The sequence below is a fragment of the Gilvibacter sp. genome, from assembly GCF_013214815.1.
Lineage (GTDB): Bacteria > Bacteroidota > Bacteroidia > Flavobacteriales > Flavobacteriaceae > Gilvibacter.
Window position 1 is genome coordinate 1 of the sequence record NZ_JABSPU010000025.1, and the last position, 18,843, is coordinate 18,843.

The window sequence follows — 18,843 nt, forward strand, 5'->3', positions numbered from 1 at the left end:
CAAACAGGGTATTTCGCATGAAACTAAAACAGTTGATTCAACACCGTCAAAGACTGGGGTGCTTTATAATTTTGCAAATGTAGCTGATAATACCTCAATAGCAAATTTAACACCTCCAATCGGCCTGATTTTGGCACTTTGACGCTCGTAGATGCATCAAAATCTATACCGAAAAACTGCTTGAAATGACTCACCACCTCATCACAATTACACATGGGGTCAATGACCGGCTCGGTGAATCGGCCTTCAAGTAAATGAAAACAAGGCAGTTCCATGGCTTGATCGTCTGGATAAAAGCCCAAATATCTACTCAGTTGCAAGAGAAAAACAATGTGAAAACTGGCGTAGCTCTTGGCCTCATCCAGCCACACAAAAGACTCCGCCAAATAATCAAAAAGCGGATTGTTGGGTTCTTCTTCTTGAATAGAATGTTGCAACATCTCTGCCAGGAACATCACTAAGGTCTGCTTAATGATATCCGTATGCAGCTCTTGATAAGGCACTAACAGCCGCGCTTCTTTGATGTATTCTAAGTTCCGATTGTCTTTGTGATTGGCTTCGATCTCCAAAAGACTCAAGGGTAAAAAGAGCGCCTTTTTAAGCTTGCCTTTCTTGCTTTTGAGCACTCCGCGAAGCAAATAGGACTTTAAGCCTGCTTGTCGGGTATAGCACTTTACGATCAGATCGGCCTCGCCGTATTTTAAAGAAGAAATAACCAGTGCAGGCGTAGTGACGTGCATTAGCGAACAATCATGATTTTAGAAACCTTGGTCTCCAAGGCGTCCTCTGTAGTCGCCATAATAAAATACACTCCAGAACGCACGCGGTACTTTCCAAAGGCAGTCGTATCCCATTGAACACTTCCACCTTCTGAGGTCTGCTCAAAAACCAAGTTGCCCTCCAAGTCAGTGATCTTAACGTTGGCACCCTCTGTAAGACCGTCAATAGTTACAGGACCGCTATATTCAGGACGGACTGGATTTGGGAAGGCATAGAGCCCTTGAAGATCATCTCTAGGATCTGTAGCACGGCCGTTAAAAGCAACCAAACCGTTTGTGGTGGCAAAGTAGACGCGTCCACTGAGTCCATCAATGGCAATATCTTGCACGTTGTTTGAGGGTAAAGGCGAATTGTCTTTGGTGAATCTGAGCAAAGTCTCTTGGCCGTTGGCTGAGAAATAAAACACTCCCGATGTTGCCGTGGCTACCCATTTGTTGTTGGAACCGTCTACTTCAATATCTGTTATGGGTTGCTCAAAAAGTAATTCCTGAGGAACTCCATTCTCTAAGATGATGATCTGGTTTGAGTCAACATTGCTACCTTCTTCAAAAATGCCACCCACATTAAAGAACACCCGTAAACCTTGAGTAGTTCCTATCCAAAGGCGGTTGTTGTTGTCAAAGGCTAAAGCGCGGACATCATTAAAAGGTAGGTTTCCGCTTCCAATGCCTTCTGAAATCTTTCTAAATTCTCCAGAGTTTGGACTGTAGGCGATCACGCCATTCTGGGCGCTTCCAAAATAAATAAAGCCTTCTCGACTGACTTTAAGTTCTGTCAAGGCCAAATCGCCATCGGGAATAACTGAGGTCACATCTACAGAAGAGATAGCCCCGCCAGGAGTAATTCGTTTTAAACCGTCGTCCACCAAAGATTGTACAAACCACAAATTCCCTTCTCGGTCAAAGTCGGCTCCATAAATACGAATGTCTGTGATCTCTGCGGATATGGTTTCCAGCGGACTGTTGCTGTCGTCATATAAAATTGTGGGAGTACCTTCTCGCAACTCCAACAATCCTGAATTGAAAGAGCTGAAATACACCTGGGAGGTATCTGCAGGATTGATGGTCACATTGACAATATCATTGGCCTGAAAGATGTCTTCATAACTGTAATTCCGCCAAGAATCGTTAAACAAACGACTCATTCCAAAGCGGCTCAATGGAAAAGGGTTAAAAGACACCGTCACATCACCAAAAGAAGCATAGAGCTGATTCGGTGCAGCATCAATGGCAAAGACACGGTTTCTCAAAGGACCGTCTGGTAAAACCTGCGTGGGTATATTGGATCCAAAAGGCACTTCCAGAATTCCAAATTCACGCGTACCCATATAGATATTGCCGTTTTTGGCAGAACCCGCATTGAGGCGGTAATCAAATCCCGGCAGGCCCGTTACAAAGGCAACCTTTTCAAAGTCCGTATTGTAAACGTGTACTTGATTCAGCGTTGTTGCGATCAAGTACTCATCCGTAGCTCTAAAGTCAATAATTCCCTCATCTAGAGTTTCCAACAACGTAAAGCCTCCACCTTCGTTTTGACGGGAGATCTGCCCGGCAAATCGAGATAAATACAAAGTGCCGTTAAAGTTCACCACTCCGCGTTGGGCTGTAATTACCGTGTCCCAAAGGTTAAAGTCAATCAGATCGGGGCTGGATTGATCCGCTCGTTTTAATCCTTCTAAAGGTGCGACGGCATAGATAAATCCGTCTACAACCGTAGTTTGGATAATCCGCAGACGCGTTCCTCCGGCTCCAATGAAAAAGGTATCTCCAAATTCAAGAGCGCTCAGATCGTATTCAGAAATACCGTAGTCCGTACTGATGTATAGAATGTCTTCAAATTCATAAAAATGGTTGATCCGCTTCTCATCTGGCGGGACGGCCAATTCGTCCAAAATATCTACTACGGTGACTACTTCGCCACCTTCCAATACCACCTCCAATAGTCCGTTGGCATAACCAATGATGGTGAGATTATTGGCTTGACTGTAGTAAATGGTGGAGATCTCTTCTCCAGAAAGTCCTTGAATGGAAGAGGTTGTGGTGATCTCTCTTGTGGTAAGATCGAGCTCAAAATAGGCGTTCTCTGCAGCAACGATCAGCTCATCGGGGCCTTCTGAAATATCTACGGTGGTATTGTATGAGAAGTAACCCGTCCAACTGTCTTCAAAATTTTGAGCAGTTGCCGTGAGTCCCATCAGCAGGAAAACAAAAAATAATGCAGAGCGCATGCCGGAAGCTTTTCTTCTAAATAACACGCTAAAATAGCTTTTATTGCAAGAACTGTCTTGAGGTTATATCTATTTGCTAAAAAAATATTCTTTTAAGTTCTGTCTTCGCCTTTTTCTCCTTCCGTAGCGCTGCTATGCAACTCGAAAAATCCTTCAACATAACTCAAAACTCTAATTTTTCGCTTTACTAGAGATAACCCCAAGACAGTTCACTCTTTTTATAACCAACAAAAAAACCGCCGAAACTTGCGCTTCGACGGTTTTACTATCTCTAAAAAGGAGAATTTATACCACCCCTTGTGCGAGCATAGCATCTGCTACTTTCACAAAGCCGGCTACATTGGCTCCTTTTACATAATCTACATAACCATCACCGTCTTTTCCGTACTTCACACAAGCATCGTGAATGTCATTCATGATCTTGTGAAGGCGCTGGTCAACTTCTTCAGCCGTCCAGTTCATACGCAAAGAGTTCTGTGACATTTCCAAACCAGAAGTGGCTACCCCACCAGCGTTAGAAGCCTTTCCGGGAGAGAAAAGGATCTTCGCTTTGTGGAATACTTCAATGGCTTCTGGCGTACAAGGCATGTTTGCACCTTCTCCAACACAGAATACTCCGTTGTCCACTAAGGTTTTAGCCTCATCTCCGTTCAATTCGTTTTGAGTTGCGCAAGGAAGTGCAATATCTCCAGCAATTCCCCAAGGACGCTCACCTTCAAAGAACTTCGCCGATGGATACTCGTTCACATATTCCTTGATACGACCACGTTTGTTGTTCTTAAGGTCCATGATGAAGGCCAGTTTATCGGCATCAATTCCATCTGGATCGTGAATGAATCCACCAGAATCACTCATGGTTACCACGTTTCCGCCAAGCTCAGTCGCTTTTTCACAAGCAAACTGTGCTACGTTTCCTGAACCAGAGATCAAAACTGTTTTACCTTGGAAGCTCTCTCCGCGAGTCCCTAACATGTTTTGCGCAAAGTATACGTTACCGTAACCTGTAGCTTCTGGACGGATCAAAGATCCACCGTAAGCCAAACCTTTACCAGTCAAAACTCCAGTAAATTCGTTGCGAAGGCGCTTATATTGACCAAACATATATCCGATCTCACGACCACCCACTCCAATATCACCGGCAGGTACGTCGGTATTAGGGCCAATGTGGCGCGCTAATTCTGTCATAAAGCTCTGGCAAAAGCGCATTACTTCTGCATCTGACTTTCCTTTAGGGTTGAAGTTAGATCCACCTTTACCACCACCCATAGGAAGTGTAGTAAGGCTGTTCTTGAATACTTGCTCAAAACCGAGGAACTTTAGAATACTCAAATTCACAGAAGGGTGAAAACGAAGTCCTCCTTTGTAAGGACCAATCGCAGAATTGAATTCTACTCGGTATCCTTTGTTTACTTGAATGTTACCTTCATCATCGGTCCAAGGCACGCGGAATAGAATGGTGCGCTCTGGCTCAACCATACGCTCAAGCAACTTGGCGTTCTGGTATTTCTCGTTGGACTCAATGAAAGGGATCACAGTTTCTGCTACCTCAGTCACGGCTTGCATGAATTCCGGTTCGTTCGGATTGTCTGCAGCTACCGCATCGATAAAGTCTTTAATGCTTTGTTTCATTTTTAGTTTGATTTAACCTGCGAAGGTTTTTCTCCTACAGGCCGCTAAATATGCAATTTACGGTTGATTTTTCGTTTCCACATGGGGAAACTAACCCGATTTACGAAAACGTTTGCGTAAATCTCGGCAAAGATAGTTTATCTCTATAAATGGGGCTTTGTTTTTCATAAAATTCGCACTTAAAAAAAGCTTAATTTCCTTGTTAAGGGTATTTTTATATATTTGCTATGTCTCAAATCAATCCGTAATTCCATGAAAACCAGATATGCATTCTTGGTCTTCGTCTTATTTTTAGCGGGCAGTTCTGTCGTACGTGGCCAACTTGGCTTTTCGCACGAAGTAGGTCTTCTATCCGGTCCGGTAGCCTTCCAATCGGACTATGGACTCCGTAATAATTTCGAAACAAACAGCGGAAACATGGGTATTGGTTTTGCCCTTGTTCACTATATAAACTTCGCTTACAGAGCGGATTGTAACTGTTATGCGCGTGATACCTATTTCAGTGATCACTTCAAAGTTCGCTCAGAAATTGACTTTCATTATACCAAGTTGAATCACTTTGGAGAAGAGGCAGAAAGCCCTTCTGATGAAGGACAAGACTTGCGCGATATGGAAGGTCGTGCACAAGTATTTGAGATTGGAACCGGATTGGAATACTTTCCTTTGAGTATTAGAGATTATGTGGCCGGAGCTTACCGTTGGGCGCCTTATGTTGGCGTTGGATTCCACTATGTAAGTTTTAACCCACGCACCACTTCAAAGCAGCCTGGAATTATTGGTCTGTCACCAGAAAACACCTTTGACCCGTTCATAGGCGGGGTGAATGACCAGCAAGACAATACCTGGTCTATCGTTTGGGGAATTGGTACTCGTTTTAAACTATCGCCATTGAGTGATTTGGTTTTAGAGTCGCGTTGGCACTATTACTTATCTAACTGGGTGGATGGTTTGAATCCAGACGATGAGGCCTATCCTGCAGATAAATTCAACGACTGGATCTATTGGGTTCAGGTTGGATATATCTACTACTTGGATTAATCTAAGGCCTGCTTTAAATCAGCAATTAAATCTTCTTCATCTTCGATCCCCACACTCAGGCGGATCAACGATTCTTTTATTCCGTTTTTTTCGCGTTCTTCTTTAGGAATGGAACCGTGTGTCATACTCGCCGGATGTCCGGCCAAGGATTCTACGCCACCCAAGGACTCTGCTAGGGTAAATATCTTTAGCTTTTCCACCACCTTCACCGCTCCTTCATAAGAATCTTCTACCGTGGTAAAACTCATCATGCCGCCAAAATCCTTCATTTGGGCTTTGGCCACCTCATGGTTTGGATGATTCTCAAATCCTGGCCAATAGACCTTATCGATCTTCGGATGGCTACTTAAGAACTCGGCCACGGCACGTCCGTTTTCACAGTGACGTTGCACGCGCAAATGCAAGGTCTTAATCCCGCGTAAAACCAAGAAGCAATCCTGAGGACCAGGAACGGCTCCACTGGAATTTCTAATGAAATACAGCTTATCTGCCAACTCTTGATCTTTAACGATTAAAGCGCCCATAATCACATCAGAATGCCCTCCGAGGTATTTAGTAGCAGAATGCATCACTATGTCAGCGCCTAACTCTAAAGGTTGTTGTAAGTAAGGCGTGGCAAATGTATTGTCCACCCCCAAGAGCACCTTATTGGCCTTGGCAACCGCAGCAATTCCTTTAATGTCAATGATATTGAGCATGGGATTGGTTGGGGTTTCTACCCAAATCAACTTGGTATTCTCATTGATGTAGGAAGCCACCTTGTCTGCATTTTGCATGCCTACAAAGTGAAATTTGACACCAAACTTTTCAAAGATCTGTGTAAAGAGTCGGTAGGTTCCGCCATAGAGATCATTGGTAGAGACCACCTCATCTCCAGCCTTGAGTAATTTGAGCACCGCGTCAATAGCTGCCAAGCCCGAGCCAAAAGCAAAAGCGCGGTTTCCGCCTTCTAAAGCCGCCAAAGATCCTTCTAAGGCAGATCTTGTGGGATTGCTAGAACGGGCATATTGATGCCCCTTATGACCTCCTGGTGTGGTTTGGGAATAGGTACTGGTCTGATAGATGGGAGGCATTACCGAGCCGTAAGCCGGGTCTATTTCATGCTGTCCTCCGTGAATGGTCTTGGTATTAAATTTCATGAGCTAAAATTTACTTTATAAAAATACGCTATCTGAGACTCATTATTAAATTAGTGGCTACCTTTAATGCTTTAATTGAAGTTTGTGAAAATGCGCCTGTCCTTCGTTTTGCTTGCACTGCTGATCCTTACTGGATGTAGTGACCAAAGCAACCTAAATTTTGTTCAAAAAGAAGTCAGTCCTGGAGCGCTTAGCCTTTGTGATCAGAGCAAATGCCCGGAGATCTCTGTGTTTTATGTAGAAGCAGATCCAACAGATCCGCGATCTGCAGTGATCAACGCGCAAATTGAGCAGGAATTGGGAGAGATCATCTCTAGCACAGTAATGCCCGGAGACAGTTTGATCGCAGAAGTTCAACCTGCTTTGGACGCCTTTGTAAAGAGCTTTCAAGATTACTACGGAGATTTTCCAGAAGACGCTTTGACCTATGAATTGGATCTGGAACACCGAGTGAGTTTTCAAAATGAGGACCTGATCAGTCTCAGCACGGTTTATTATACTTATACCGGAGGCGCTCACGGATATGGCAGCGAGTCTTATTTGAATCTCAATCCAGAAACAGGGATAGTCTACAGCCTGCCGGAACTCATAGATGACATGGACGAATTCACCGCCTTTGCAGAACGCCAATTCCGCACTCAAAACGGCATTGCCTTAGATGCCAACATAAGCAGCGGGCAATTCTTGTTTGATGAAGATACCTTCTTCTTGTCAGAAACCTATGGATTTAACGAGTCTGGAATGGTCTTTTACTATCCAACCTACTCCATTGGGAGTTATGCCGACGGTCCAGCCACTTTAGCGTTTACTTGGAAGCAGATCGGGCCTTGGCTCAATATCCCAGTGCCCGCTTTATAGCCATCACATATCCTAAATGTAGGCCTTCATGGAAGTTGTTGAATTCAATGGCCTCGTCCACGTCTGTTAATGTAGTGCCCGTGGTCACCATGTATTCCTTGTAACGACTAAAGAGTCCTTTGTTATAATCGGCTCGGGTTTTATCCAGCAAGCTGAATAGTTGTTTTCTTAAGAGATCGACAGCTTCTTGATCCACGTCTCCCGTCACCTGACTTCCCTTACGATAGCCTGCCACTTCATTTTCTGTAATTGCCATGGGCAATCCAGAAAGGTTGTATACCAGTAATTGTTGCGTCACCACAACATGCTTGATATTCCAAAAGATGTTGTTTCTAAAATTGGGCGGAACCGTATTGAGTTGTTCCAAACTGAGGTTTTCTAAAAACCTATCCAAGATCAAACGGGTTTTGTAGGTGGTATCTATGCTGAATTCCATGTTCAAATTTTTCTTAAAGGTAGTTCATTTGGTATGGATTGCCGTATTTTTGTGTAGCACGTAACTCAACCAAAATCAACCTTTATGCGCACTGTATTTCACCTGTCTACTTGCAACACTTGTCAACGTATTCTTTCTGAATGGCAACTCCCTGCGGATGTGACCCTACAAGACATTAAAACAGAGGCCATCACTGCAGATCAATTGGATCATATGAAAGCATTGGCCGGCAGTTATGAGGCTTTATTCAGCAAACGAGCTCAACTGTATCGCGGGCGCGGTTTGCATGAAAAGACTTTGAGTGAATCCGACTATCGCGAGCTTATTTTAGATCACTACACCTTTTTAAAGCGTCCTGTTTTGGTTTTAGACGATCAAATCTTTGTGGGCAACAGTAAGAAAGTGGTCGCTGCTGCGTCTGAAGCTCTATCATGAAAAACTTAAGATGGCTCGCCCTTTTAGCCGCCACGGCTGCCAGTACCATTTACGGCATTAATCACACCATTGCCAAAGGCCTTATGCCCGATGTTATTGGAGCCTATGGCTTTATTGTACTCCGCGTAACGGGTGCTGCTGCCTTGTTCTGGTTGGTGAGTTTGTTCTTCCCTCGAGAAAAGGTGGACAAAAAAGATTGGCTGCGCTTCATTGGTTGTGCTGCCTTTGGAATGGTGATCAATATGCTGATGTTCTTTAAAGGCCTGAGTTTATCCACGCCCATCAACAGCTCTGTAGTGATCACGCTGTCGCCTGTTTTATTGCTGATCCTATCCGCGATCTTCTTAAAGGAAAAGATCACCTGGATCAAAGCGACCGGAATTGGCATTGGATTGGCAGGAGCCTTATTGCTGATTCTGTTCGGCGCAAAAACCCAGCCCAATGCGCCTAACATTCCTTTGGGCAATTTGCTATTCATTATTAACGCTGCGAGCTATTCGGTCTATCTGATCATGGTAAAGCCCTTGGTATCCAAATACAGCTCCATCACCTTGATGAAATGGTTCTTCCTTTTTGCAGTATTTATGAACCTGCCGGTAGGTTGGAACGAATTTGCCGCTGTAGATTGGACCGGACTGGATTGGAACCAGATCTGGGGCTTGAGTTTTGTGGTGGTTGGGACCACATTTATGACCTATTTGCTGAACGTTTTTGCGCTTAAAGAACTGAGTCCATCCACCATCGGTGCTTTTATTTATTTGCAACCTGTTTTGGCTACAGCCTTTGCGGTCTTAGCTGGAGCTGATACCTTAAACAGCCTCAGAATTGGGGCCGCCGCCATGATCTTTGCGGGTGTTTATCTGTCGAGTCGGAAGAAAAAATCCGCAGCAAAACAAACCTAAAATTAACGTAGTCTTGATAGTTTCCGATCTGCTTTGAACTATCTTTAGGTTCCATCCTAAACAATTAAATCATGACTACAGAAGAAATAGCCAATAACTTAGTGGATTGGTGTAATGCAGGCGATTTTGAGCGCTGCTACACCGAATTGTACAGCCCAGATATTGTGAGCATTGAGCCTCATGGAGAAAACCCGGTTTCTGAAGGTATGGAAGCCGTTGCAAAAAAAGGAGAATGGTGGGAACAGAACTTTGAAGTTCACGCCTTTAAAGCAGAGCCTGCTGTTGTTGCAGACAATTGGTTCTCCGTAAAGATGAGTTTGGACACCACCTTTAAACCAACAGGAGATCGTTCGCAGAGTTCACAGATCGCAGTTTACCGCGTAGCCGACAACAAAATTGTCAAAGAACAGTTCTTCTACGACGGCATGTAAAGAAAAAGCCCGCTGAGATAGCGGGCTTTCTTTTTATTCTTCTAAGTCAACAGGCATCTTGCCTGCGGCTCTCATGTCTTCTTTAGTGAGCCATTTAAAGTCTTTTGTTTTTGGAGACTCTTCCAGTAGGGCCATCAAGTCCTCCGGAAGCGGCGTAAGCTTTCGCGTCATTAAGTTGATCCAAGCACCCACCATTTCACAATGTGCCATATTGCGGCCTTTGTGATCGTAGAAATTGTGAACGAACTTGAAGAAGGTTCCGTCTTGACTGACACCGCCTAACTCAAAGCTCACGCGAATCTTCATTCCTTGAAAGGCTTCTTTGAAGTAAAAGATGTTCTCATTAAAGACCACAGGGCCAATTTGATGTTTGGCCATGGCTTTCATGTCAATGCCTCGCTCAATGAGGAAGCTCATCCGGGTGTGGGACATGAAGTTAACGTAGGCACTGTTGGCTAAATGCCGATTGGCATCAATATCGCTCCAACGGATCTCAAATTCTTTGAGGTACATAGGCAAAAATTTTTGTCAAAGATACTTCTTTTGAATCGGCTCCGTAGTTCAAAAAACAAAAAAGGCGCCCGCTACAGGCGCCTTTTTAACGGAATGCGGTTCCGATTAGATCTGGCTCATTCCGCCATCAACTTCTACTTCAATTCCATTGACATAAGAGGCTTCTGGGCTTGCCAAAAAGGCCACTACGCGAGCTACTTCTTGCGGTTCACCAAAGCGCTTTAACGGCACGCTTTCTGCAAATCCAGCGCCCATTTGCTGTACTTCTTCCTGGGTCATTCCTTCCATTTTGTTGTAGATAGGAGTCCCAATTGGCCCTGGAGCCACAGAGTTCACACGAATGCCTTTTGGCGCCAATTCTGAGGTCAATACGCGAGCGTAAGAGCGCAAAGCTCCTTTGGTGGCCGTGTATACTCCTGTTCCTGCAAATCCTTTTTGATTCACGATAGAGGTGTTGAAGATCACGCTTCCTCCTTCATTGAGGTGAGGAGGTTGACACTGCGGTCCAAGCACTATGGCACTACCGAGGCGGATCTAATGAAAACCACCGCCGTATCCGCATCTACTATGACCTGCTCAATGCGGGAAGCGGTTCATTGAATTTAACTATATAAAGAGGGTATCAAACTCTTGAAATTAGCTCAGAACGATATGCCCTTGATCGTTTTAACTCCAGAGACCAATCCGAGCGCAAAGAGCCTGACTGATGAAGTGGGTTATATCAATATGATCAGTCTGGGAGGCAAGGAGATCGGTAAGATCTTCAAGCAATTCAAAGACAAAAAAGCCATCATTATTGATGTGAGAAATTACCCCACACAAACACTATACAGAACCACGCAATTTTTAAACACTCAAGACCGTGTTTTTGCAAAGATCTACAAGCCCAACTTCAACTATCCCGGGAAATTCTTCTTTGATATAGGCCCCGAAACCCAAAGCAGCAAACGTGCTTTTGAGGGCAAGGTGATTGTTTTAGTAAACCAAGAAAGCATTAGTTGGTCTGAGTTTACGGCCATGGCGCTGCAAACAGCTCCGAATGTGATCACCGTAGGCAATCAAACCGCTGGTGCAGATGGCAACGTGGTAGTGTTTAATTATTTAGGCGGATATCAAACGGCCATTTCTGGCCTGGGTATCATGTATCCTGATGGGCGTCTGTCTCAACGAGAAGGCATTGCAATTGATATTGAAATTCAGCCAAGCATTGAAGGTTTGCGTGCTGGGCGGGATGAAGTTTTAGAAAAAGCCATTGAACTTGCGAAACAATAAGTAATTTCGCAGCAATGCCTTTAGTAACCCCCTCATACCAACCTGCCTCTTGGATCTCAAACGGACATTTGTCCACAATCTATTCGGCTAAAATCCGACGCGTGAGCAATCCGTATCAGCAGCGACAACGATTGGAATTACCCGATGGCGACTTCGTAGACATTGATCTGATTGTAAAGGATAGCAGTTCCAAATTCGCCATCCTTTTACACGGTCTGGAAGGAAATTCAACCCGTTCCTATATGAAAGGAGCTGCGCAAGCTTTAGAAGCTACAGGCTGGAATATAGTCGCCCTTAATTTTAGAGGATGTAGCGGGAGTCCTAACAGAATGTACTACTCATACAATGCGGGAAGAACGGAGGATTTAGAGTTTCTCATTCAGCATGTTGAGAAACAGTATACACCTTCTAAAATGGCCCTGGTAGGTTTCAGTTTGGGAGGAAATCTTCTGCTGAAGTTCTTAGGCAGTAAATCAAAGGGTTGGGAAGCTATCGATAAAGCGGTTGCTGTTTCAGCACCAGTTGATCTTCGTGGAACGCTACTGGCTTTGAATCGGAAGGAGAATTGGTTGTATCGAACGGTTTTCCTCCGCAGTCTAAAACAAAAACTTCACCAAAAAGCCATCGATTTCCCAGATCAGATGGACCACAAAACCGTTAGAGCCATTGATTCTCTCTTGGCCTTTGACAATCAATATACGGCGCCTGCCCACGGCTTTAAGGATGCCATCGATTACTACACCCAAAACAGTTGTGGGCAATTTTTAAGCGACTTGGAAACTCCAAGTTTACTGCTCAATGCTGCTAATGACAGCTTTCTCAAAAAGGCCGGAAGCTATCCTGTAGAGATTGCTGAAAACTCAGATCACCTGTTTTTGGAGGTCCCAGTCGCAGGAGGTCATGTAGGCTTTGTTGCGCCAAATAACTTATATTACAGCGAACAAAAAATTTGCACCTTTCTCAATGAATGACGCTATAGAACTCTACGTATCGCTGAGCTATTTGGGAGTGATGATCGTGTTGGCGTGGCTCTTTAAAAAATATCCTCCAAAAAAAATTAATTCGTTTTACGGATACCGAACACCAAAGTCAATGAAGACACAAGCAACATGGGATTTTGCCAACCAGTATTCCAGTCTGCTCATGATGCAGATCACGCTTTACAGTTTTGTACTTCCCTTTTTATGCTATCTGTTTTTTCCGCATTTGAACATTTTAATCACCTTGACAGGGCATTCTTTACTCTTACTATTGATATTGGTTTTTACAGAACGAGAACTCAAGGCGCGATTTGACCAAGACGGCAAGCCCAAGTAGGCCGCTATTTCTTACCTTTGCCCAGTATTAATCAGCGCAGTATGATACAATCCATGACCGGTTACGGAAAGGCCGTTATAAACCTTCCGAACAAAAAAATCACCATTGAGCTCAAATCGCTCAACAGCAAGAACCTAGACCTGAACGCTCGTATTCCTTCTCATTACCGAGAAAAGGAATTAGAGATCAGAAACAAAGTCTCCAAAGCTTTAATGCGCGGGAAGATTGATCTGGGACTGTTTGTGGAACTCACAGGGGAAGCAACCTCTACAAGTATCAACAGCGCTGTGGTTCAAGAATACATTCGTCAGCTCAATACCGTGGTTCCAGGAGATGCTATGGATCATCTGCAGATGGCTGTGCGACTTCCCGATGCGCTCAAAACGGAGCGCGAGGATATCGACCCTAAAGAATATGCTTCCATCTTAGAAGCCTTAGAGAATGCTTTAGGAGCGATTACTAATTATCGCCAGCGTGAAGGAGCTGATCTTGAGAAAGACTTCCGTCAACGCGTGGCAAACATCAGTGAGCACTTAGAAGCTGTGAAAACTATGGATCCTGAGCGTATGGACAGTGTTCGCGAACGCTTGAATAAAGCCGTATCAGACCTCAAAGAACAAGTCGATCAAAATCGATTTGAACAAGAATTGATCTACTATTTGGAGAAATACGACATCAATGAAGAGGTAGTACGCCTGCAGAGCCATTTGGATTACTTTATCCAAACCATGGAAGGAAAGCAATCCAACGGAAAGAAGTTAGGCTTCATCTCCCAAGAAATGGGCCGCGAAATCAATACTATAGGATCTAAATCCAATTATGCTCCCATGCAACAGATTGTTGTGCGCATGAAAGACGAGTTGGAGAAGATCAAAGAACAATGTCTGAACGTACTCTAATGCAAGGAGATCACCAAGGTAAACTCATTGTATTCTCTGCGCCTAGTGGCAGTGGAAAAACGACTATTGTTAGGCATTTACTAGCACAAGAGAAACTCAATTTAGCTTTTTCAATTTCGGCAACCAGTCGGGAACCTCGCGGTACCGAAAAAGATGGGATTGACTATTATTTCTTATCGCTAAAAGATTTTAAACAACACATTAAAAACGAGGATTTCTTAGAGTGGGAAGAGGTCTATCGCGATAACTTCTACGGAACCCTAAAGACCGAAGTTGAACGTCTGTGGGCTGAAGGTAAACACGTGATCTTTGATATTGATGTGGCGGGTGGTTTGCGTCTAAAACGCAAGTTCCCAGAACAGACCTTGGCGGTTTTTGTGAAACCTCCAAGCATAGACGAGCTCAAAATCCGACTCAAAAAACGCAGTACGGAAGACAAGGCCAAAATAGACATGCGCATTGCCAAAGCCTCTGTAGAACTGGCTACGGCGCCTCAGTTTGATCACATCATCTTAAACGACCATCTGGAGCACGCCTTGGAGGAGGCAGAAGATCTGGTGGACGATTTTGTAAATCCTTAAGTTCGCGGTGGGAAAGAAGATTGGACTGTTCTTTGGCACCTTTAACCCGATCCATATTGGGCATTTAGCCATTGCCAATCATATGGCCGAATATTCAGATCTGGACCAGATCTGGATGGTGGTAACACCCCATAATCCGCATAAAAAGAAACGTACCCTGCTGGAAGATCATCACCGATTGACCTTGGTGCGTATTGCTGTAGAGGAATACCCAAAATTAAAGGCTAGCGATATTGAATTTGGCTTACCGCAGCCCAACTATACGGTTAACACCTTGGCTTATTTGGAGGAGAAGTATCCCGATCATGAATTTGCGCTGATCATGGGTGAGGACAATCTCAAGAGTTTTACCAAATGGAAGAACTACGAGGTCATTGCCGAGCGTCACGACCTGTATGTATATCCGCGAATTAGCGAAGGCAGCGTAGATCCAGATTGGGAAAATCACCCGAAAGTGAAGCGAGTTGCGGCTCCGATTATGGAGATCTCTGCTACTGCGATCCGCAAAGGGATTGCTGCGGGGAAGAATATCCGACCGCTTTTACCCCATGATGTTTGGGTGTATTTGGATGAGATGAATTTTTATAAGTAATTGTCTTTACCACTACTTGTAAACGAAATTTCACTTTTTCAAATCCGGGGATTTACATCCCCTCCCCAATTAAAATTAGAACATTTTGAAGGGCTCTAAAACTGCTTTGTAGTTGAATTCATGAATGTAATGAAGTAAGCCCTATCAATACATATGAGAGCGCTTGAATAGATTGTCTGGTTGCGATAAGCTACAAAACAAGAACCGCTCCTAAAAATTAACACTTCTATTAACTTTTAAAGGAGCGATTCCCAACTAAATAACCAACCAAAAAACTGTTTATGTCTTAACTATTTCTTTTATTTGAGCCTGTATGTCCGCTTTACTCTGGCGTTTAACTTCGGCTCTCTTGTACTGTATGTACCCCCGCCCTTTGTATCGGTATAACGTGCCCGATTGCGGGTGGTATAGTTCGATGGTGCTGTCATTGATAACGTGGAGTTCAAAGTATTCATTGCCCAAATAATCATAATCTAGTGTTAAATATTTTATGTAGGGGTCACCGGCATCATCTGCTACATTATAGACCCCTTCGTAATCCCAAAATATTAAATCAATATTCGTGCCAAGAGGGTCTTTGGAACTCCTAAAATTATCTAAACCTCCAGCAGGAAGGAACTGTAAGAAGTTTTCCTTATCAAATGGATTCTCTGCTCCATAGTCACTGGTTGCTACATTTTCCCATGCCACATACTCTTGTAGGAAGTAATGGATATTGTCGTAGAATACTAGGTCGTAATCAAAGGTGTTTCTCTGATAGCCCACTAGGGTATAACTGATGTTCCCCGGACGATAATACACACGAATCTCATTATGACTCAGTGGAGTGATCTCAAGCGGATAGAATCCGTCCAAATCGTGGTTCACTTCCAAGATGTAATCGTATTCCAATACATCATAGAAACCAACGTCCAATCCAAAGCCATTTCCTTGGCTACCAATTCCAACCAAATTGTTGTTTGCCCAAAGCACACCGTTCAAAAAGGAAACGGTAAAGGCCTTTTGCAAGAATGGAATCTCTCCATTACCTGTAGTACGATTGATATCCACGTACCACAATTCATGGGAATTCAATACCGCTGAAAGAGGAACCGGAACTGGATCCGGATCGGTCACTACGATATCATCTTCAATTATAACCTGCGTAGAACAGGCCGAAAAACTAAGGGCCAAAAGGGCAAGTACTGCGAGTGATTTTAGTGTCTTCATAATCTTGGTATTAAAGTTCAGTTAGTAAAAACCAAACAGCGTGCCAAACTTACAATATGTTGATATACAGTTAATTATGAGCTATTTTTAATTGATTATTTTTGATAACCAAATAGCAGTAATGGCAAAAACCCCTAAAATCGCGGTCTTTGGTGGCGGCAGTATGGCTACCGCAATTGTAAAGATGCTCACAGAAAATGTGGACGAGCTAGGCTGGTATATGCGTTCCGTATATGCCTTAGAACACATCAAGAAACAAAAGCACAATCCCAACTACTTGAGTTCGGTAGAATTTGAGACCCAAAAGCTGGTTTTGAGCAATGATATAGACGAGATGATCCGCTATGCAGACTTCTTGATCTTTGTGATCCCTTCGGCCTTTTTACAGGGCGAACTGGACAAAGCCAAAGAATCTTTGGAAGACAAGGTCATTTTCTCAGCCATTAAAGGGATTGTCCCAGAAAGCAGCCTTATTGTGGGGGATCATTTCTTCACCCATTACAACATTCCTTTTGAGAACATCGGAGTGATCACAGGGCCTTGTCACGCAGAAGAAGTGGCTTTAGAGCGCCTTTCCTATTTGACCATTGCTTGTGCAGATCAAGACAAAGCCGCTTGGGTAGCTGATAAACTCAGCAGTCATTACATAAAATGCAACATCAGTGATGATATCATCGGCACGGAATACGCTGCCATGCTTAAGAATATTTACGCCTTGGCAGCGGGAATTTGCCACGGATTGGGTTATGGAGACAACTTTCAATCGGTACTGATGAGTAACGCGATCCGAGAGATGAAGCGCTATGTGAAGAAAATGCACAAAATGAAACGCGACATTAATGGTTCTGCCTATTTAGGTGATCTTCTGGTAACCGGCTATTCCACCTTTAGTAGAAACCGCATGTTCGGGAACATGATCGGGAAGGGATATACTGTAAAAAGCGCCATGATGGAAATGAGCATGGTTGCCGAAGGGTATTACGCCACCAAAAGCGCCTACAAACTCAATCAGGCCCACGGAAAGAAGAAGGCCAAGACGCCAATTATCAACGCTGTATATGCTGTTCTTTATGACGGCAAGGAACCTAAAAAGATTTTTAAAAAGTTGGCCGATAAGCTTACTTAGCCATCACCCCAGACTCTTCCATCACCGGAAGTTCCTGCGCCAGCTCTTCTTTAACGCTGTAAGGCTCAAAGACAAAGGTCTTGTCATAGAGTTTACCGTCTGCAAAGAAAGTGAGTAAGTACTCATTGGTAAAGCCTAAAACCTCATCTGGGAGTAATTCAATCTTAGCGGAGGTTCCTGGCGCTACATCGTTTAGGCCATGTCTTAAGGTAGAGGTTTTGCGGTCTGAATCGTTTCCGCGAGACATCACTAATGTAGTCTGCAATACTTGGTCCCAATCGTTGATCAAATACACATACCAGTTTTGGGCCAAGAATTCCTTGTCCCATTCGCGCACGGCAACAATGTGAACCCGAGTTACCTCTGGGATCTCAATATCTTTTCGCATGGCTTAAAGAGAGCCTTTAAATTGTTGTAAAAAGCGGATGTCGTTCTCGCTGAGCATTCGAATGTCTGAGATCTGATGCAACAAGAGTGCAATTCTATCGATTCCCATTCCAAAGGCGAATCCAGAGTATTCTTTAGAGTCAATTCCGCAGTTCTCCAAAACGTTTGGATCTACCATACCACAACCCATGATCTCTAACCAACCGGTTCCTTTGGTCATGCGGTAGTCTGTCTCGGTTTCCAAGCCCCAATACACATCTACTTCCGCAGATGGTTCTGTAAACGGGAAGTAAGATGGACGCAAACGGATCTTTGACTTTCCGAACAATTCCGTAGTGAAATACTGAAGCGTTTGCTTGAGGTCTGCAAAGGAAACATCCTTGTCAATGTACAAACCTTCTACTTGATGGAAAAAGCAGTGCGAACGGGCTGAAATAGCCTCGTTTCTATATACACGCCCCGGAGAAATGGTTCTGATAGGCGGTTGATTGTTCTCCATATAGCGCACTTGCACGGAAGAAGTGTGCGTACGCAATAAGATATCTGGATCTGTCTGAATAAAGAAGGTATCCTGCATATCACGGGCCGGGTGATATTCCGGCAAGTTCAAAGCGGTAAAGTTATGCCAATCGTCCTCGATCTCTGGTCCTTCAGACACGTTGAATCCAATCCTTGAGAAGATCTCAATGATACGATTCTTTACAATCGATATAGGGTGTCTTGAACCTACATGAAGCGGATTCCCAGGACGACTCAAATCACCAAACTGGCCTTGAACCGTGTTTTGAGATTCCATGGAATCTTTGATCTCTTGCAATTTCTCATCAGCGGCTTGGCGCAGGGCATTGATAGCCTGTCCTAAATCGCGCTTCTGATCTGCAGAAACTTCTTTTAAATCGGAATACAATCCACGAAGAATTCCCTTCTTGCCCAAGAACTTAATACGAAAAGCTTCTAGCTCGTCGGCGGTCTCTGTAGCGAATCCTTTTACTTCGTCTATGTACTTATTGATCTGATCTTGCATCATTATCTTCTTTGCAGAGGGCAAATTTAAAATTTTATGCCCAATAAG

General features: G+C 43.9%; 22 protein-coding genes. 12 read left to right on the plus strand and 10 right to left on the minus strand.

Annotation, left to right across the window (positions count from 1 at the left end):
- Window positions 1-23 precede the first annotated feature (23 nt).
- The 3 genes from recO to gdhA form a co-directional block, all read right to left on the minus strand.
- Complete coding sequence (recO, locus tag HRT75_RS07090) at window positions 24-740, minus strand: DNA repair protein RecO (RefSeq protein WP_291184434.1); 717 nt, start codon at window positions 738-740, stop codon at window positions 24-26.
- A complete protein-coding gene (locus tag HRT75_RS07095) occupies window positions 740-3,007 on the minus strand; it encodes a two-component regulator propeller domain-containing protein (RefSeq protein ID WP_291184437.1) in 2,268 nt (755 codons plus the stop codon). Before HRT75_RS07095 ends, recO begins: the two co-directional genes overlap by 1 nt.
- Window positions 3,008-3,292: 285 nt before the next feature.
- Window positions 3,293-4,636 carry an NADP-specific glutamate dehydrogenase gene (gdhA, locus tag HRT75_RS07100; protein WP_291184440.1) on the minus strand — a complete coding sequence of 448 codons (1,344 nt, stop codon included), beginning with the start codon at window positions 4,634-4,636 and terminating at the stop codon, window positions 3,293-3,295.
- Between the two features lie 252 nt (window positions 4,637-4,888).
- Between gdhA and HRT75_RS07105 the strand changes: the two genes are divergently transcribed.
- Window positions 4,889-5,674 (plus strand): glutamate dehydrogenase, encoded by a 786-nt coding sequence (locus HRT75_RS07105; RefSeq protein ID WP_272831142.1) that lies wholly within the window; start codon window positions 4,889-4,891, stop codon window positions 5,672-5,674.
- Here the strand turns inward: HRT75_RS07105 and HRT75_RS07110 are convergent.
- Window positions 5,671-6,813 (minus strand): cystathionine gamma-synthase, encoded by a 1,143-nt coding sequence (locus tag HRT75_RS07110; protein WP_291184444.1) that lies wholly within the window; start codon window positions 6,811-6,813, stop codon window positions 5,671-5,673. The genes HRT75_RS07105 and HRT75_RS07110 overlap by 4 nt on opposite strands.
- A gap of 90 nt (window positions 6,814-6,903) precedes the next feature.
- Between HRT75_RS07110 and HRT75_RS07115 the strand changes: the two genes are divergently transcribed.
- Complete coding sequence (locus tag HRT75_RS07115) at window positions 6,904-7,671, plus strand: DUF3298 and DUF4163 domain-containing protein (RefSeq protein WP_291184447.1); 768 nt, start codon at window positions 6,904-6,906, stop codon at window positions 7,669-7,671.
- On the opposite strand, the gene HRT75_RS07120 is transcribed toward HRT75_RS07115, so the two are convergent.
- Window positions 7,646-8,107 (minus strand): DinB family protein, encoded by a 462-nt coding sequence (locus HRT75_RS07120; RefSeq protein ID WP_291184450.1) that lies wholly within the window; start codon window positions 8,105-8,107, stop codon window positions 7,646-7,648. The genes HRT75_RS07115 and HRT75_RS07120 overlap by 26 nt on opposite strands.
- An 84-nt stretch (window positions 8,108-8,191) precedes the next feature.
- On the opposite strand from HRT75_RS07120, the gene HRT75_RS07125 reads away from it, so the two are divergent.
- The 3 genes from HRT75_RS07125 (at window position 8,192) to HRT75_RS07135 (ending at window position 9,875) form a co-directional block, all read left to right on the plus strand.
- Window positions 8,192-8,542 carry an ArsC/Spx/MgsR family protein gene (locus tag HRT75_RS07125; protein WP_291184453.1) on the plus strand — a complete coding sequence of 117 codons (351 nt, stop codon included), beginning with the start codon at window positions 8,192-8,194 and terminating at the stop codon, window positions 8,540-8,542.
- Complete coding sequence (locus HRT75_RS07130; protein ID WP_291184457.1) at window positions 8,539-9,444, plus strand: DMT family transporter; 906 nt, start codon at window positions 8,539-8,541, stop codon at window positions 9,442-9,444. The genes HRT75_RS07125 and HRT75_RS07130 overlap by 4 nt, the downstream gene beginning before the upstream one ends.
- 71 nt (window positions 9,445-9,515) lie before the next feature.
- The gene (locus HRT75_RS07135; protein WP_291184460.1) at window positions 9,516-9,875 is read left to right on the plus strand and encodes a nuclear transport factor 2 family protein; all 360 of its coding nucleotides are present in this window, start codon (window positions 9,516-9,518) and stop codon (window positions 9,873-9,875) included.
- Between the two features lie 33 nt (window positions 9,876-9,908).
- Here the strand turns inward: HRT75_RS07135 and HRT75_RS07140 are convergent, their stop codons facing one another.
- Together HRT75_RS07140 and HRT75_RS07145 are read right to left on the minus strand one after the other, a co-directional pair.
- Window positions 9,909-10,388 carry an acyl-CoA thioesterase gene (locus HRT75_RS07140; RefSeq protein WP_291184463.1) on the minus strand — a complete coding sequence of 160 codons (480 nt, stop codon included), beginning with the start codon at window positions 10,386-10,388 and terminating at the stop codon, window positions 9,909-9,911.
- Between the two features lie 105 nt (window positions 10,389-10,493).
- Complete coding sequence (locus HRT75_RS07145) at window positions 10,494-10,901, minus strand: SDR family oxidoreductase (protein ID WP_291184465.1); 408 nt, start codon at window positions 10,899-10,901, stop codon at window positions 10,494-10,496.
- Between the two features lie 117 nt (window positions 10,902-11,018).
- Between HRT75_RS07145 and HRT75_RS07150 the strand changes: the two genes are divergently transcribed.
- Genes HRT75_RS07150 through nadD form a run of 6 tightly spaced genes read left to right on the plus strand, consistent with a single transcriptional unit; the run spans window position 11,019 to window position 15,049 of the window.
- Window positions 11,019-11,660 (plus strand): S41 family peptidase, encoded by a 642-nt coding sequence (locus HRT75_RS07150; RefSeq protein ID WP_291184467.1) that lies wholly within the window; start codon window positions 11,019-11,021, stop codon window positions 11,658-11,660.
- A 14-nt stretch (window positions 11,661-11,674) separates the two neighbouring features.
- Entirely contained in the window at window positions 11,675-12,631 is a 957-nt protein-coding gene (locus HRT75_RS07155) for an alpha/beta fold hydrolase (protein WP_291184470.1), read from the plus strand.
- The gene (locus HRT75_RS07160; RefSeq protein WP_291184471.1) at window positions 12,624-12,977 is read left to right on the plus strand and encodes an SdpI family protein; all 354 of its coding nucleotides are present in this window, start codon (window positions 12,624-12,626) and stop codon (window positions 12,975-12,977) included. Before HRT75_RS07155 ends, HRT75_RS07160 begins: the two co-directional genes overlap by 8 nt.
- A 41-nt stretch (window positions 12,978-13,018) precedes the next feature.
- A complete protein-coding gene (locus HRT75_RS07165) occupies window positions 13,019-13,876 on the plus strand; it encodes a YicC/YloC family endoribonuclease (RefSeq protein WP_291184474.1) in 858 nt (285 codons plus the stop codon).
- Window positions 13,858-14,457: a guanylate kinase gene (gene gmk, locus HRT75_RS07170; RefSeq protein WP_291184477.1), complete on the plus strand. Its 600-nt coding sequence runs from the start codon at window positions 13,858-13,860 to the stop codon at window positions 14,455-14,457. The genes HRT75_RS07165 and gmk overlap by 19 nt, the downstream gene beginning before the upstream one ends.
- A 7-nt stretch (window positions 14,458-14,464) precedes the next feature.
- Window positions 14,465-15,049: a nicotinate (nicotinamide) nucleotide adenylyltransferase gene (nadD, locus tag HRT75_RS07175; RefSeq protein WP_291184480.1), complete on the plus strand. Its 585-nt coding sequence runs from the start codon at window positions 14,465-14,467 to the stop codon at window positions 15,047-15,049.
- Between the two features lie 279 nt (window positions 15,050-15,328).
- On the opposite strand, the gene HRT75_RS07180 is transcribed toward nadD, so the two are convergent.
- The gene (locus tag HRT75_RS07180) at window positions 15,329-16,258 is read right to left on the minus strand and encodes a nicotinic acid mononucleotide adenyltransferase (RefSeq protein ID WP_291184484.1); all 930 of its coding nucleotides are present in this window, start codon (window positions 16,256-16,258) and stop codon (window positions 15,329-15,331) included.
- Between the two features lie 121 nt (window positions 16,259-16,379).
- Between HRT75_RS07180 and HRT75_RS07185 the strand changes: the two genes are divergently transcribed.
- Complete coding sequence (locus HRT75_RS07185; protein WP_291184487.1) at window positions 16,380-17,384, plus strand: NAD(P)H-dependent glycerol-3-phosphate dehydrogenase; 1,005 nt, start codon at window positions 16,380-16,382, stop codon at window positions 17,382-17,384.
- Here the strand turns inward: HRT75_RS07185 and HRT75_RS07190 are convergent.
- Window positions 17,377-17,772, minus strand: a complete 396-nt coding sequence (locus tag HRT75_RS07190; RefSeq protein WP_291184490.1) for a hypothetical protein — start codon at window positions 17,770-17,772, stop codon at window positions 17,377-17,379. The two genes, HRT75_RS07185 and HRT75_RS07190, sit on opposite strands and share 8 nt — an antisense overlap.
- Window positions 17,773-17,775: 3 nt before the next feature.
- Window positions 17,776-18,795 carry a phenylalanine--tRNA ligase subunit alpha gene (gene pheS / locus HRT75_RS07195; protein ID WP_291184528.1) on the minus strand — a complete coding sequence of 340 codons (1,020 nt, stop codon included), beginning with the start codon at window positions 18,793-18,795 and terminating at the stop codon, window positions 17,776-17,778.
- Window positions 18,796-18,843 lie beyond the last annotated feature (48 nt).

Coding starts and splice junctions, on each gene's coding strand:
- HRT75_RS07180 (WP_291184484.1), bottom strand. CDS start 16,258: ATGAAGACACTAAAATCACTCGCAGTACTTGCCCTTTTGGCCCTTAGT.
- HRT75_RS07165 (WP_291184474.1), top strand. CDS start 13,019: ATGATACAATCCATGACCGGTTACGGAAAGGCCGTTATAAACCTTCCG.
- HRT75_RS07160 (WP_291184471.1), top strand. CDS start 12,624: ATGAATGACGCTATAGAACTCTACGTATCGCTGAGCTATTTGGGAGTG.
- gdhA (WP_291184440.1), bottom strand. CDS start 4,636: ATGAAACAAAGCATTAAAGACTTTATCGATGCGGTAGCTGCAGACAAT.
- recO (WP_291184434.1), bottom strand. CDS start 740: ATGCACGTCACTACGCCTGCACTGGTTATTTCTTCTTTAAAATACGGC.
- HRT75_RS07135 (WP_291184460.1), top strand. CDS start 9,516: ATGACTACAGAAGAAATAGCCAATAACTTAGTGGATTGGTGTAATGCA.
- HRT75_RS07105 (WP_272831142.1), top strand. CDS start 4,889: ATGAAAACCAGATATGCATTCTTGGTCTTCGTCTTATTTTTAGCGGGC.
- HRT75_RS07190 (WP_291184490.1), bottom strand. CDS start 17,772: ATGCGAAAAGATATTGAGATCCCAGAGGTAACTCGGGTTCACATTGTT.
- HRT75_RS07110 (WP_291184444.1), bottom strand. CDS start 6,813: ATGAAATTTAATACCAAGACCATTCACGGAGGACAGCATGAAATAGAC.
- HRT75_RS07115 (WP_291184447.1), top strand. CDS start 6,904: ATGCGCCTGTCCTTCGTTTTGCTTGCACTGCTGATCCTTACTGGATGT.
- HRT75_RS07095 (WP_291184437.1), bottom strand. CDS start 3,007: ATGCGCTCTGCATTATTTTTTGTTTTCCTGCTGATGGGACTCACGGCA.
- pheS (WP_291184528.1), bottom strand. CDS start 18,795: ATGCAAGATCAGATCAATAAGTACATAGACGAAGTAAAAGGATTCGCT.
- HRT75_RS07125 (WP_291184453.1), top strand. CDS start 8,192: ATGCGCACTGTATTTCACCTGTCTACTTGCAACACTTGTCAACGTATT.
- HRT75_RS07140 (WP_291184463.1), bottom strand. CDS start 10,388: ATGTACCTCAAAGAATTTGAGATCCGTTGGAGCGATATTGATGCCAAT.
- HRT75_RS07130 (WP_291184457.1), top strand. CDS start 8,539: ATGAAAAACTTAAGATGGCTCGCCCTTTTAGCCGCCACGGCTGCCAGT.
- gmk (WP_291184477.1), top strand. CDS start 13,858: ATGTCTGAACGTACTCTAATGCAAGGAGATCACCAAGGTAAACTCATT.
- HRT75_RS07120 (WP_291184450.1), bottom strand. CDS start 8,107: ATGGAATTCAGCATAGATACCACCTACAAAACCCGTTTGATCTTGGAT.
- HRT75_RS07185 (WP_291184487.1), top strand. CDS start 16,380: ATGGCAAAAACCCCTAAAATCGCGGTCTTTGGTGGCGGCAGTATGGCT.
- HRT75_RS07155 (WP_291184470.1), top strand. CDS start 11,675: ATGCCTTTAGTAACCCCCTCATACCAACCTGCCTCTTGGATCTCAAAC.